This window comes from Microbacterium sp. NPDC090281 (assembly GCF_044769635.1).
In the GTDB taxonomy this organism is placed as follows: Bacteria; Actinomycetota; Actinomycetes; order Actinomycetales; family Microbacteriaceae; genus Microbacterium.
On sequence record NZ_JBIVYH010000001.1, the window covers coordinates 1,016,640 to 1,029,060 of the forward strand.

Consider the following 12,421-nt stretch of genomic DNA (forward strand, 5'->3'; position numbering starts at 1 on the left):
AACGACAGAGCGCCTCGTCCCGGAGAAGGGGCGAGGCGCTCTGTGCGTGGCGGGGGAGGTCAGCGGGCGCCGACCGGCTCCTTGTCGGAGGCGGCATCCGTCTCGGGAGCATCCTCGTCGTCTCCGGAGTCGTCGGCGAAGGGCAGGCCCTCGCGCGGCGCGTTGTAGAGCTCCTCGTTCAGGATGCCCTCGCGCTTGGCGACGATCGTCGGGATCAGTGCCTGACCCGCGACGTTGACCGCGGTGCGGCCCATGTCGAGGATCGGGTCGATCGCGAGCAGTAGTCCGACGCCCTCGAGCGGCAGACCCAGGGTCGACAGCGTCAGCGTGAGCATGACGACAGCGCCCGTGGTGCCGGCGGTGGCGGCGGAGCCCACGACCGAGACGATCACGATCAGCAGGTACTGCACGAAGTTCAGTTCGATGCCGAAGAACTGTGCGACGAAGATCGCGGCGATGGCCGGGTAGATCGCAGCGCAGCCGTCCATCTTCGTGGTCGCGCCCAGCGGCACGGCGAACGAGGCGTACGAGCGGGGCACGCCGAGGTTGCGCTCGGTGACGCGCTCGGTGAGGGGCAACGTGCCGATCGAGGAGCGGCTGACGAAGGCCAGCTGCACGGCGGGCCAGACACCCGAGAAGTACTGCTTGATCGACAGACCGTGCGTCTTGACCAGGATCGGGTAGACCACGAACAGCACGAGCGCGAGGCCGATGTAGACCGCGGCGGCGAACCAGCCGAGGGATGCGAGCTTCTCCCAGCCGTACTTGATCACGGCCGAGCCGATGAGGCCGAACGTGCCGAGCGGGGCGATGCGGATGATCCACCACAGCACGCGCTGGATGACCTTCAGCAGCGACTCGGTGAAGACGAGGAACGGCTCGGCCTTCTTGCCGGCCTTGAGAGCTGCGATGCCGATGACGGCAGCGACCACGATGACCTGCAGGATGTTGAAGCCGACGTTCGACGAGAAGGTGCCTTCGACAGCGCCGGGCGAGGTGCTGACCGTCAGGCCGAGGAAGTTCTGCGGGATGAGTCCCAGCAGGAAGTTCCACCACGTGCCCACGGTGTACGGGTCGCCGGGTTCGAGGCCCTCGCCGGCGCGGTTGCCCGGCTGGATCACGAGGCCGAGGACGATGCCGATGATCACGGCGATGAACGCGGTGATCGCGAACCACAGGATCGTCTGGCCGGCCAGGCGCGCGGCGTTCTGCACGCGACGCAGGTTCGAGATGCTGGCGACGATGGCGGTGAAGATCAGCGGGACGACGGCGGCGCGCAGCAGCGTCACGTACGAGTTGCCGATGGTGTCGAGTGTCGCGGACAGCCCGGTCGGGTTCTCGGCGGTGGCGCCGAGCTGGCGGCCGATCAGACCGGCGGCGATGCCGAGAACGAGGGCTGCGAGGATCTGGAAGCCGAATGACGACAGCAGCTTCCGGACCGGTCCGCGGGTATCTGGCGCTTTCTGGGCGCGTGCGGTGGTGCTCATGGGGTGGGGACTCCAGAATCGCGGCGCGCCGTGTGCGCGCCATGAGGCCCAACGCTATGACTGCCTGAGAATTCCCTGGGTGGATATGACGAAGGATGACGCTCGAGCCGGATTCCGCTCGGTGCGGCCGGCAGGCCTGATTCCGGTCGCACTTCCTGCCGCCTGAACGCGCCACGAGCGGCAGCAACTGCGACCGGAACCAGGGTTCCCCGTCAGCGTGGGGCGAGCACCAACAGGTCGCCGACCTCGCAGTCGAGGGCCTCGCAGATCGCACGCAGCGTCGAGTACCGGATCGCGCGGGCGCGGTCGTTCTTCAGCACCGACAGGTTCACGATGCTCACCCCGACCGCGGCGCTCAGCTCGGTGAGCGTCATCCCCCGGTCGGTGAGCAGCTCGTCGAGGCGGCAGTGGATGCCGGTGAACTCGTCATCGCTCTCGGCCGGGGTCACACCAGACCCTCCGTGTCCTTCTGCAGACGCTCGGTCTCCAGCTGCAGACGCTCGCGTTCCTGGTCGAGGCGCATGCCCTGACGGAAGACGGCGGCGAGGGCGAGGAGCCCGAGCGCACCGGCGAACGGCAAGGGCGTCACGGTGAGCTGAAAGACCGGCGGGTACCACGTGCTGTCAGGAGGGAAGACCTCGCGCAGGCCGGCGGTCGCGGCGATCGAGCCGAGCAGGTCTGATGCGATGCCGAGCACGAGCACCACAGCGGCCCCGACCGTCAGCGTGCGGGTCAGGATGCGGGAGAAAGTGCGCCCTCGCAGCGTCTGGAAGCAGATCGCGGCGACCAGCACCGCGGGCATCGTGGAGAAGGCGAGAGAAGTCGCCTGGGCAGCGCCGGCGAGTGCGCGCAGGCCGAGCGACGCGTTGGTGACGGTGAAGTCGTCCAGCGAGTGGCCGCTGCAGGTGAGTGTGGTGCCCGCGCTGTCGCCGAACTGAGAACAGGGAAGGGCGGCCGGCCACGAAAGCCAGATGTTGGTGAATCCGTGGAGTTCGGCCCAGTCGACGACGAACACTTTCGCGGCGAAGACCACGATCCCGATCGTAGACAGGAGGACCCACATCCCTGCGAGAGTAAGCGCGGCATCCAGAGCGATGGTCTTGCTTCCGCGGCGTCGCCCGCGCCAGAACACCAGGCCGGTGATCGCCGCGATGGCGGCCAGCCAGATACCGATGTTGAGGAGTGAGGTCCAGACGTCCTCTGAGGCAGCGTTGAACATCAGACGAGTCCTTCCGTTTCCTTCTCGAGTGCGGCCTTCTCCTGCTGCAGGCGGATGCCGCGGCGGAACGCGACCGCGATCAGCCCGACCGTCACCCCGGTGGCGAAGAACGGTGCGATCGTCCAGAACTCGAGCGGATGCACCGGTTCGCCGTCACCGAGACCGAGTGCGGCGGTCACTCCGTTGCGTCCCATGGTCTCCAGCATCACGATCAGGATCGGTGCGCCGACGAGGGTCCAGCCGATCGCGTTGAACGCCCAGACGTTCCCGCGCACGAAGAAGCGACCGCGCAGGAAGTTCCAGGCGACCAGAGTCACCGACGCGATGACGAGAGCGGCAGCGAGTGCCCAGAGCGTGATGGCGGTGATGATCGCCGCGACCGACACCGCGTTCACGTCGTTCGCGATGATCATGGCCTCGTCGGCATATCCCTCGATCGAGATCGCTCCGGAGTCCGTCGTCGCCGAGATCGGTTGCTGGTCGATCGGAATCGTCCAGGCGATTCCGGTCTCGCGGAACGTGCTGGCGACGCGCAGGATCGTGGCGAACGCGACCGTCACCAGCGCCGCGGCGGCGTAGAGGATCACGGTGATCGCATCCGCCTTCTCGGAGCGGGTGGCTTTCGCGGTCGTGTTCGTCGTGGTCATCAGACGAGTCCTTCCGTGTCGCGCTGCAGGCGGTCGCCGATCACGAAGGTCGTGCCGATGATCGAGATCACGAACGCCGCGAGGATGAAGGTGAACGGCTCGATACTGATGACGGCGTTGTCGACGGCGTTGTCGGTGACCGACGAGACGGCCGCGTTAGCGAGCATGTTGTCGAAGAACTGCACGGCCGCGTAGCCGACCAGACCGGTGAGGCCGGCGAGCATGACGAGGCGGGTATTGCGGCGGCTGAACACTGTGCCGGCGAGGATGCTGCGCGCGAGCAGCAGCAGGCATCCGATCACGACGACGATCGTGACGATCTGGAGGATCTGCCCGATGACCCCTGTCGCGATCGCGATCGGGGGCAGGGCCGGGGCGTTGATGGCCGCTCGGTCCAGTTCCAGGGTGATGTCGGCGCCGCCCGCTCCGAGCGGGGCCTCGACCGGCTGATCCACGAACTCGACCATCACCGGAACGGTCGTGCCGCTGACGAGGTTCAGGATGCGGATGACGGAGAAGATGGTGATGTACGCGGCGATCGCGACTCCGGCGATGCAGAAGCCGATGAGCGCGCCGGTGTCACCGCGGGACAGTGTGCCCTGCTTTGTCGAGGTCATCTGCCACTCCTTGCCTGGGCGCTGATGCGCCTTCTCGAGATCGTTGTTATCGACTGTCGTTAACATAACGACTGTCGATAACACGGTCAACCCCCGGTATGCCCACGGCGAACACGGGCATACGTGCCCTGCGTGGTGGTTACTCTCGATGTACAGGCGCAGAGAACGCCATAGGTGTCAGCGCTTCGCCCCGTGCGAATAAGGAGTCACAGCATGTTCGAGAGATTCACGGACCGAGCCCGTCGAGTGGTCGTCCTCGCCCAAGAAGAGGCGAAGATGCTCAACCACAATTACATCGGAACCGAGCACATCCTGCTCGGCCTCATCCACGAGGGCGAAGGTGTCGCCGCCAAGGCGCTCGAAAGCCTCGGCATCTCCCTCGACGCCGTGCGCGAGCAGGTGCAGGACATCATCGGCCAGGGTCAGCAGCAGCCGACCGGGCACATCCCGTTCACCCCGCGCGCCAAGAAGGTGCTCGAGCTCAGCCTCCGCGAGGCTCTCCAGCTCGGCCACAACTACATCGGCACCGAGCACATCCTGCTCGGCCTCATCCGCGAGGGCGAGGGCGTCGCAGCCCAGGTGCTCGTCAAGCTCGGCGCCGACCTGAACAAGGTCCGCCAGCAGGTCATCCAGCTGCTCTCCGGCGCTCCCGGCCGCGAGCCGGCATCCGTCGGTGCGCAGACGAACGACTCGCAGGCCAGCGCCCAGGGCGGGTCGGCCGTGCTCGACCAGTTCGGCCGTAACCTCACCCAGGCCGCGCGTGACAACAAGCTCGACCCGGTGATCGGGCGCGAGAAGGAGGCGGAGCGGGTCATGCAGATCCTCTCCCGCCGCTCCAAGAACAACCCCGTCCTGATCGGTGAGCCCGGCGTCGGCAAGACCGCCGTGGTCGAGGGTCTGGCCCAGGCGATCGTCAAGGGCGATGTGCCCGAGACGCTGAAGGACAAGCAGCTCTACTCGCTCGACCTCGGCTCGCTCATCGCCGGTTCCCGCTACCGCGGTGACTTCGAGGAGCGCCTGAAGAAGGTCACCAAGGAGATCCGCACGCGCGGCGACATCATCGTCTTCATCGACGAGATCCACACCCTCGTGGGTGCGGGTGCCGCCGAGGGCGCGATCGACGCGGCCAGCATCCTGAAGCCGCTCCTCGCCCGAGGTGAGCTGCAGACGATCGGTGCGACCACGCTCGACGAGTACCGCAAGCACTTCGAGAAGGATGCCGCTCTCGAGCGCCGCTTCCAGTCGGTGCAGGTCAACGAGCCGACGCTGCCGCACACGATCAACATCCTCAAGGGCCTGCGCGACCGCTACGAGGCGCACCACAAGGTGCAGATCACCGACGGCGCCATCGTCGCGGCGGCGAACCTCGCCGACCGCTACGTCTCCGACCGCTTCCTCCCGGACAAGGCCATCGACCTGATCGACGAGGCCGGCGCACGCCTGCGTCTGTCGATCCTGTCGAGCCCGCCCGAGCTGCGCGAGTTCGACGAGAAGATCGCCGCTGTCCGCGAGCAGAAGGAAGTCGCCTCCGAGGAGCAGGACTTCGAGAAGGCGGCATCCCTCCGCGATGAGGAGAAGAGCCTCCTCGCCGAGCGTCTGCGTCTCGAGAAGCAGTGGCGCGCGGGCGACGTCGCGACCTCCGCGGTCGTCGACGAGGGTCTGATCGCCGAGGTGCTCGCACAGGCCACCGGCATCCCCGTCTTCAAGCTCACGGAGGAGGAGTCCTCGCGACTCGTCTTCATGGAGAAGGCCCTGCACCAGCGCGTCATCGGTCAGGAAGAGGCGATCGCCGCCCTCTCCAAGACGATCCGTCGTCAGCGTGCCGGTCTCAAGGACCCGAAGCGTCCCTCGGGCTCGTTCATCTTCGCCGGCCCCACGGGTGTCGGAAAGACCGAGCTCGCCAAGGCGCTCGCCGAGTTCCTGTTCGACGATGAGGCTGCGCTGATCTCGCTCGACATGAGCGAGTTCGGTGAGAAGCACACCGTCTCGCGTCTGTTCGGCGCCCCTCCCGGATTCGTCGGATTCGAAGAGGGTGGCCAGCTCACCGAGAAGGTGCGGCGCAAGCCGTTCAGCGTGGTTCTCTTCGACGAGATCGAGAAGGCCCACCCGGACATCTTCAACTCGCTGCTGCAGATCCTCGAAGAAGGTCGTCTCACCGACGGTCAGGGTCGGATCGTGGACTTCAAGAACACGGTCATCATCATGACCACCAACCTCGGTGCGCGTGACATCGCCGGCGGACCCGTCGGCTTCCAGGTCGAGGGCAACGACTCGACCAGCTACGACCGGATGAAGGGCAAGGTGAACGAAGAGCTCAAGCGGCACTTCAAGCCCGAGTTCCTGAACCGTGTCGACGACATCATCGTGTTCCCGCAGCTCTCCAAGACCGAGCTGGTGCAGATCGTCGATCTGTTCACCAAGCGCCTCGGCGAGCGTCTGCTGGACCGCGACATGACGATCGAGCTGTCGCAGCCGGCCAAGGAGCGTCTCATCGAGATCGGCTTCGACCCGGCTCTCGGCGCCCGACCGCTGCGTCGCGCGATGCAGCACGAGATCGAGGACCGCCTGTCGGAGAAGATCCTGCACGGCGAGCTCAACTCCGGTGACCACGTGAAGGTCGACGCGAAGGACGGGGAGTTCCTGTTCGAGCACGGCCCGCGCGGCGAGAAGGTCGCAGTGGGTGTCAACACCGGCGGAGGCGCGATCGCCAGCACGCCTGACCTGGCGGTAGCCAGCGGGGAGTGACCTCCGGTTGAACAGAGAAGGGGCGGATGCTGCGGCATCCGCCCCTTTCCTGTGTCCGGTCCAGGTGCCGACCGACCAGGGGTTCTAGGCTTGTCTCGTGAGCGAGTACATCGTCAGGCCGGCGCGGAGCGCCGACATCGTCGGCATCCGTGACCTGCTGCAGCCGCTCGTGGAGCAGCGCATCCTGCTCGGCAAGGATCTGGCTGTGCTCTACGGTGCCGTGCAGGAGTTCGTCGTGGCGGAAGCCGACGGGGTGCTGATCGGATGCGGTGCACTGCACGTGTTCTGGGAAGACCTCGGTGAGGTGCGCACGCTGCTCGTGCGCGACGACTGGCTGCACCACGGTGTCGGCCGCGCGCTCGTCGACGGGCTCGAGGAAAACGCCAGGATGCTCGGCCTGTCGCGCCTGTTCTGCCTCACGTTCGAGGTCGAGTTCTTCGGACGCCGCGGGTACACGTCGATCGGTGAGCAGGTCGTCGACTCCGACGTCTACTCCCAGCTGTTGCGCAGCGGCGACGCCGGTGTCGAGGAGTTCCTCGACCTCGCTCACGTCAAGCCGAACACGCTCGGCAACACCCGCATGCTCAAGGTGCTCTGAGCACGCGCCACAGACCGCATCCGCCGTCCGGCCTCCCAGGCTGGGCGCGGGGGATCGCATAGCCTGGAGGCATGTCTCGTCGCCCATCCGCCGCCGTCTACCGTCGTCGGCGACTGGTCGTCATCGTCGGACTCATCCTGGTCGTCGCGGCCATCGGCATCGGGGCGTGGCTTCTGATCGCGCGGCCGTGGGCGGCCGCCGACACCGCTGAGACGCCATCGCCTTCGGCGTCGACGTCGCCGAGTGCGGCCCCGTCGACCGGCACCGACTCGCCCTCTCCCTCTCCCGACGCCTCGACCGAACAGGCTCCGGCGATCGTCGCGTGCGAGGCGAAAGACATCGAGGTCGCGGCCGTGGCCGACGCCGCCACGTATGCGGCGGGTGTCATGCCGAAGCTCTCCATCTCGTTGACGAACAAGGGCGCCAAGGACTGCACGATCGACGTCGGGTCGACCACGCAGGTGTTCACGGTCTCCAGCGGTGAAGACGTCTGGTGGCGTTCGACCGACTGCCAGGAGAACCCGAGCAGCATGATCGCCACTCTGACGGCGGGGACGACGGTCACCAGCAAAGATCCGGTCACCTGGGATCGCACGAGGTCGAGCGTCGAGACGTGCGCGCAGGAGAACCGGCAGCGCGCTCCTGGCGGGGGAGCCTCGTACCATGTCGAGGTTTCGATCGGCGGCTTCACGAGCCTCTCGACCGCGCAGATCCTGCTCTACTGACCTCCGCTGACTTCGAAGCGATCATCGCAGGCGTCTTCGAAAATCGTCGTGAACTGATTCCGGACGCACGAAATGATGCGATATCAGACGCCTTCGGCACGCGATGCTGACATCTGCGAGTCTTTGGGATACCATTGACATGACTCTCCGCATCATGCGGCAATATGCCATCCCCAGTGGCGTCGAACTACAGCGTCCCCAGCGCTTCGACACCGCCGCTCGAGAGTCCGAGGGCCCTCTCGAGTACCCCAGTCCCCAATGTGGGACTCGAGAGGGCCCCAATCGTATCCGCGGTCGATTCCGGGCGGATGCCGTGGCTGTTCTCCATGCCTAAGCTGGAGGCATGGCAGCGAAGAAGGCGAAGTCCGCGAAGAAGAAGCCCGCACCCGAAGACTTCCGCTCGGATGCTCTGGCCCAGGCTCTGGAGAAGCAGGATGTCGCTGCGGTCGCTCTCGCCCTCCGTCACGGCACCACCGTCGTGCCGCTGATCGCACCTGGTGCGCGGGACAACCCCCTCGACAGCGGTGAGGTGTGGACGTACCGCGATCCGAAGACCGGCGACCTCGCCCTGCTTCTGTTCAGCGATGCCAAGAACAAGCCGGCCAACCTCCCGCCCGGTGTGGGGATCTACACGGCGGACTGGCTGCGGAAGTTCCTCGCTGCGCACCCGATCACGACAGTGTTCCTCGACATTGCCGGCCCCCACCCGATGCAGGCCGAACCGGCCGAGCTGCTCAAGGCCCTCGACGCCTGACAGCATCGATGCCTGCCAGCCCGTTGCGGCCGCGGTCAGAACGGCGGGATGTCGCGATCGGAACGGCGTGACGTGTTGCGTGCGCGCACGTCTCCGAGCGCCGCGCGGAGTGTCTTCGATCGGTCGTCGACCACCTGTTCGTAGCCGAGCCGTGCGGCCTCGGACCGCCGCTGAGCAGCCTGGGTGACGGGACGGATCTCGCCCGCGAGGCTGAGCTCGCCGACTGCGGCGATCGTGCGCGGCACCGAGAACTGCTGGATGGAGCCGGCCACTGCGATCGCGATCGCCAGATCGGCGGCTGGCTCCGTGAAACGCACTCCTCCCACGGTCGAGACGTAGACGTCGAGGGTGCCGGTGGGGATGCCGGCGCGCCGCTCGAGGATCGCGAGCACCATCGCGACCCGTGAAGAGTCGAGGCCGTGCACGATGCGGCGCGGGTTCGGTGCGTTGCTGGGGACGGTGAGCGCCTGCACCTCGACCGGCAGCGCACGCCTGCCCTCGAGCGAGATCGCGACGCACGTTCCCGGTTCGGTGGCGCCCTGGGAGAGGAAGAGACCTGAGGGGTCTGGCACCTCGGCGATGCCGTCTCCGGTCATCTCGAAGCAGCCGACCTCGTCGGTCGGCCCGAAGCGGTTCTTGAGCGCGCGGATGAATCGCAGTGACGTCTGGCGGTCGCCCTCGAAATGACAGACGACGTCGACCAGGTGCTCGAGCACGCGGGGGCCGGCGACCTGGCCGTCTTTCGTGACGTGGCCCACGAGGATGATCGGCAGATCGCGATCTTTCGCGATGCGGATCAGCGTCGCCGCGACCTCGCGCACCTGGCTCGGCTGCCCGGCGGCACCGTCGATCATCGATGACGAAACCGTCTGCACCGAGTCGACGATGACGAGCTGCGGCTTCACCTCGTCGATGTGGCCGAGGATGGTCGCCAGGTCGGTCTCGCTCGCGAGGTACAGCTCGTCGTGCAGCGCACCCGTGCGCTCAGCACGCAGCCGCACCTGGCCAGGAGACTCCTCGGCGCTCGCGTAGAGCACGCGGCGCCCACCGCGAGCCGCTTGTGCTGCGACCTCGAGCAGCAGTGTCGACTTGCCGACTCCCGGCTCGCCGCTGAGCAGGATCGCAGCCCCGGGCACGATGCCGCCGCCGAGCACGCGGTCGAACTCGCCGACGCCGCTCGAACGGCGCGGAGCATCTTGCGTGGTGATCTGTGTGATCGGCCGTGCTGCTCGATCGGCGGTCGGCGCGACCGCGCCCACGCGGCGGAGGATGCCGGTCTGCGCGGCCTGTTCCTGAACCGTGCCCCACTGCTGGCACTCCCCGCACCTGCCGACCCACTTGGCGGTCGTCCACCCGCATTCCGTGCACACGTACGCGGGTGGAGCGGGTTTCCGGGTGGCCATGCCCCCAGGCTATCGCCGGCATCAGACATCCCTATCGGCCAGGTGTTTATTCACGGCCATACCTCTCGGCAAACTCGCAGTCGCGCGGGATACTGGGGTCATGGCCAACGGCGGGCCCGTCTGCGGGCCGATCTCGAGCTACTCCCGGGTGCAGATCCTGCACTTGCTCTTCGAAGCGGGAAGCTCGACGACCCGAGCCGATCTCTCCATCACCGAGCTGTGCGAAGCCACCGGGCTCCACCCCAACACGGTCCGTGAACACCTGCAGCGACTGATCGAGGGCGGCTACGTGATCCCGACGATCGAGCACCGCACCACGAGGGGGCGGCCGCGCACGCTGTACAGCGCTGCCACCGGAGCGCCGGGTGCTTCCAGCCCGGTCGCGCGCGACAAGGCCAAGGCGGCCGCTCGCCGCGGTGACCTGATGCGGAGCATGCTGCCGGACGCGACGGCATCCGGGCTCGGACGCGAGGCCACCTACCAGCTCGACGCTCTCGTGGAGCATCTCGAAGAAAGCGGCTTCGAGCCGGTTGTCGACGATCAGGGGCTCACGGTCGACCTCAGCCCGTGCCCGCACGCGGCCGGTCGCTCGGAAGACCGCCCCATGCTGTGCCGTGTGCACCTCGAACTCATGCAAGGCGTCCTGAACGAGGCAGGCGGACCACTCGAAGCCGAGTGCGTGCGCGACGCTGTCCTCTCATCGGATTGCACCGTGCAGCTGCGCGACACCACCGCGCCGCTGATCGAGGGAAAGGGGCGGCTGCGTCACAGCACCAGGCAGCGCCTCCACAGAACAGGAGTCGCGCATGGAATGGCTTGATCCACTGGTCCTCGCCCGATGGCAATTCGGGCTGACGACGGTCTATCACTACCTCTTCGTGCCGCTGACGATCGGCATGGCGCTGGTCGCCGCGATCTTCCAGACCGCCTGGGTGCGCACCGGCAAGGTGCAGTACCTGCATCTGACCCGCTTCTTCGGCAAGATCTTCCTCATCAACTTCGCGATGGGTGTCGTCACCGGCATCGTGCAGGAGTTCCAGTTCGGCATGAACTGGTCGGACTACTCCCGCTTCGTCGGCGACGTGTTCGGCGCCCCGCTCGCATTCGAGGGGCTGCTCGCCTTCTTCTTCGAGGCCACGTTCATCGGGTTGTGGATTTTCGGCTGGGACAAGCTCCCGCAGAAGCTGCACCTCGCGACCATCTGGTGCGTCTCGATCGGCAGCATCCTGTCGGCGTACTTCATCATCGCCGCCAACGCGTTCATGCAGAACCCGGTCGGCTACACGTTCAACGAGGCGACCAACCGTGCTGAGTTGACCGACTTCTGGGCGCTGCTGACGAACCCGGTCGCGCTCGCGGCCTTCCCGCACACGATCTTCGGTGCGTTCATGTTCGCCGCCGGTGTCGTCATCTCGGTCTCGGCCTGGCACCTCGCACGCGGTCAGCACTTCGACACCATGCGCATCTCGCTCAAGTTCGGCCTGTGGGCGATGATCGTGTCCACCGCGGGTGTCGTGCTCACGGGCGACCAGCTGGGACTGGCGATGTATGCCGCGCAGCCCATGAAGATGGCGGCGGCCGAAGCCACGTTCAACACCGTGTGCGGGCCGGACGCCTCGTTCAGCCTGTTCACGCTCGGGACACCTGACGGCAGTTCGGAGCTGTTCTCCATCCGCGTGCCGTATCTGCTGTCGCTGTTGTCGACGCACACGCTCGACGCGTGCGTGCACGGCATCAACGACCTCAACGCCGAGTACAGCCAGACGTATGCCGCCACCGGTCTCACCGACTTCGCTCCGGTCCTGTGGATCACGTACTGGGCGTTCCGCTGGATGATCGGCCTGGGCATGGCTGCAGCGCTCGTCGCCGTGATCGGTCTGTGGCTCACCCGCAAGAGCGCCAAGAAGCCCCCGTCACAGTGGATGTGGAAGCTCGCGATCTGGTCGTTCCCGCTCGCGCTCGTGGCCAACATCATGGGCTGGGTCTTCACCGAGATGGGCAGACAGCCGTGGATCGTGTTCGGACTGATGACCACGCAGGACGGCGTCTCGCCAGGGGTCAGCGGTGTCGAGGTACTCATATCGCTCATCGCGTTCACGGCGATCTACGCGGCCCTCGCCGTCGTCGAGATACGCCTCATCATCCGGGCAGCGCAGAAGGGCCCCGACACCGAAGAACAGCCACATGACGAGACGGCCCAGCTGCCGTCGGTCGTCTACTGAGAGG

At 66.6% G+C, this 12,421-nt stretch carries 12 protein-coding genes; 6 read left to right on the top strand and 6 right to left on the bottom strand.

All coding sequences use genetic code 11. The features are described from left to right. Nucleotides 1-59 precede the first annotated feature (59 nt). The 5 genes from ACIQTX_RS04840 to ACIQTX_RS04860 form a co-directional block, all read right to left on the bottom strand. A complete protein-coding gene (locus tag ACIQTX_RS04840) occupies nt 60-1,487 on the bottom strand; it encodes a dicarboxylate/amino acid:cation symporter (protein WP_028503893.1) in 1,428 nt (475 codons plus the stop codon). Nucleotides 1,488-1,699: 212 nt separating this feature from the next. Then, nucleotides 1,700-1,936 carry a helix-turn-helix domain-containing protein gene (locus tag ACIQTX_RS04845; protein ID WP_402969591.1) on the bottom strand — a complete coding sequence of 79 codons (237 nt, stop codon included), beginning with the start codon at nt 1,934-1,936 and terminating at the stop codon, nt 1,700-1,702. Further along, nucleotides 1,933-2,706, bottom strand: a complete 774-nt coding sequence (locus ACIQTX_RS04850; protein WP_028503891.1) for a hypothetical protein — start codon at nt 2,704-2,706, stop codon at nt 1,933-1,935. The genes ACIQTX_RS04845 and ACIQTX_RS04850 overlap by 4 nt, the downstream gene beginning before the upstream one ends. Continuing rightward, a complete protein-coding gene (locus ACIQTX_RS04855) occupies nt 2,706-3,353 on the bottom strand; it encodes a hypothetical protein (RefSeq protein WP_402969593.1) in 648 nt (215 codons plus the stop codon). Before ACIQTX_RS04855 ends, ACIQTX_RS04850 begins: the two co-directional genes overlap by 1 nt. Then, nucleotides 3,353-3,970 carry a hypothetical protein gene (locus tag ACIQTX_RS04860; protein WP_402969596.1) on the bottom strand — a complete coding sequence of 206 codons (618 nt, stop codon included), beginning with the start codon at nt 3,968-3,970 and terminating at the stop codon, nt 3,353-3,355. The genes ACIQTX_RS04855 and ACIQTX_RS04860 overlap by 1 nt, the downstream gene beginning before the upstream one ends. A 213-nt stretch (nt 3,971-4,183) precedes the next feature. Between ACIQTX_RS04860 and ACIQTX_RS04865 the strand changes: the two genes are divergently transcribed. The 4 genes from ACIQTX_RS04865 to ACIQTX_RS04880 all read left to right on the top strand — a co-directional run bounded on the left by ACIQTX_RS04865 (nt 4,184) and on the right by ACIQTX_RS04880 (nt 8,792). Continuing rightward, nucleotides 4,184-6,715, top strand: coding sequence for an ATP-dependent Clp protease ATP-binding subunit (locus ACIQTX_RS04865; RefSeq protein ID WP_028503888.1), 2,532 nt, complete (start codon nt 4,184-4,186; stop codon nt 6,713-6,715). A 97-nt stretch (nt 6,716-6,812) separates the two neighbouring features. Next, a complete protein-coding gene (locus tag ACIQTX_RS04870) occupies nt 6,813-7,313 on the top strand; it encodes an amino-acid N-acetyltransferase (RefSeq protein WP_028503887.1) in 501 nt (166 codons plus the stop codon). 71 nt (nt 7,314-7,384) lie between these two features. After that, complete coding sequence (locus ACIQTX_RS04875; protein WP_402969600.1) at nt 7,385-8,038, top strand: hypothetical protein; 654 nt, start codon at nt 7,385-7,387, stop codon at nt 8,036-8,038. Between the two features lie 343 nt (nt 8,039-8,381). Continuing rightward, a complete protein-coding gene (locus ACIQTX_RS04880) occupies nt 8,382-8,792 on the top strand; it encodes a dehydrogenase (RefSeq protein ID WP_402969603.1) in 411 nt (136 codons plus the stop codon). 35 nt (nt 8,793-8,827) lie between these two features. Here ACIQTX_RS04880 and radA read toward each other — a convergent pair whose 3' ends face one another. Further along, nucleotides 8,828-10,195, bottom strand: coding sequence for a DNA repair protein RadA (gene radA, locus ACIQTX_RS04885; protein WP_105528231.1), 1,368 nt, complete (start codon nt 10,193-10,195; stop codon nt 8,828-8,830). Between the two features lie 100 nt (nt 10,196-10,295). Between radA and ACIQTX_RS04890 the strand changes: the two genes are divergently transcribed. Together ACIQTX_RS04890 and ACIQTX_RS04895 are read left to right on the top strand one after the other, a co-directional pair. Next, entirely contained in the window at nt 10,296-11,015 is a 720-nt protein-coding gene (locus ACIQTX_RS04890; RefSeq protein WP_402969607.1) for a helix-turn-helix transcriptional regulator, read from the top strand. After that, nucleotides 11,002-12,417: a cytochrome ubiquinol oxidase subunit I gene (locus ACIQTX_RS04895; RefSeq protein ID WP_402969610.1), complete on the top strand. Its 1,416-nt coding sequence runs from the start codon at nt 11,002-11,004 to the stop codon at nt 12,415-12,417. The genes ACIQTX_RS04890 and ACIQTX_RS04895 overlap by 14 nt, the downstream gene beginning before the upstream one ends. The last annotated feature ends 4 nt before the right edge of the window (nt 12,418-12,421 follow it).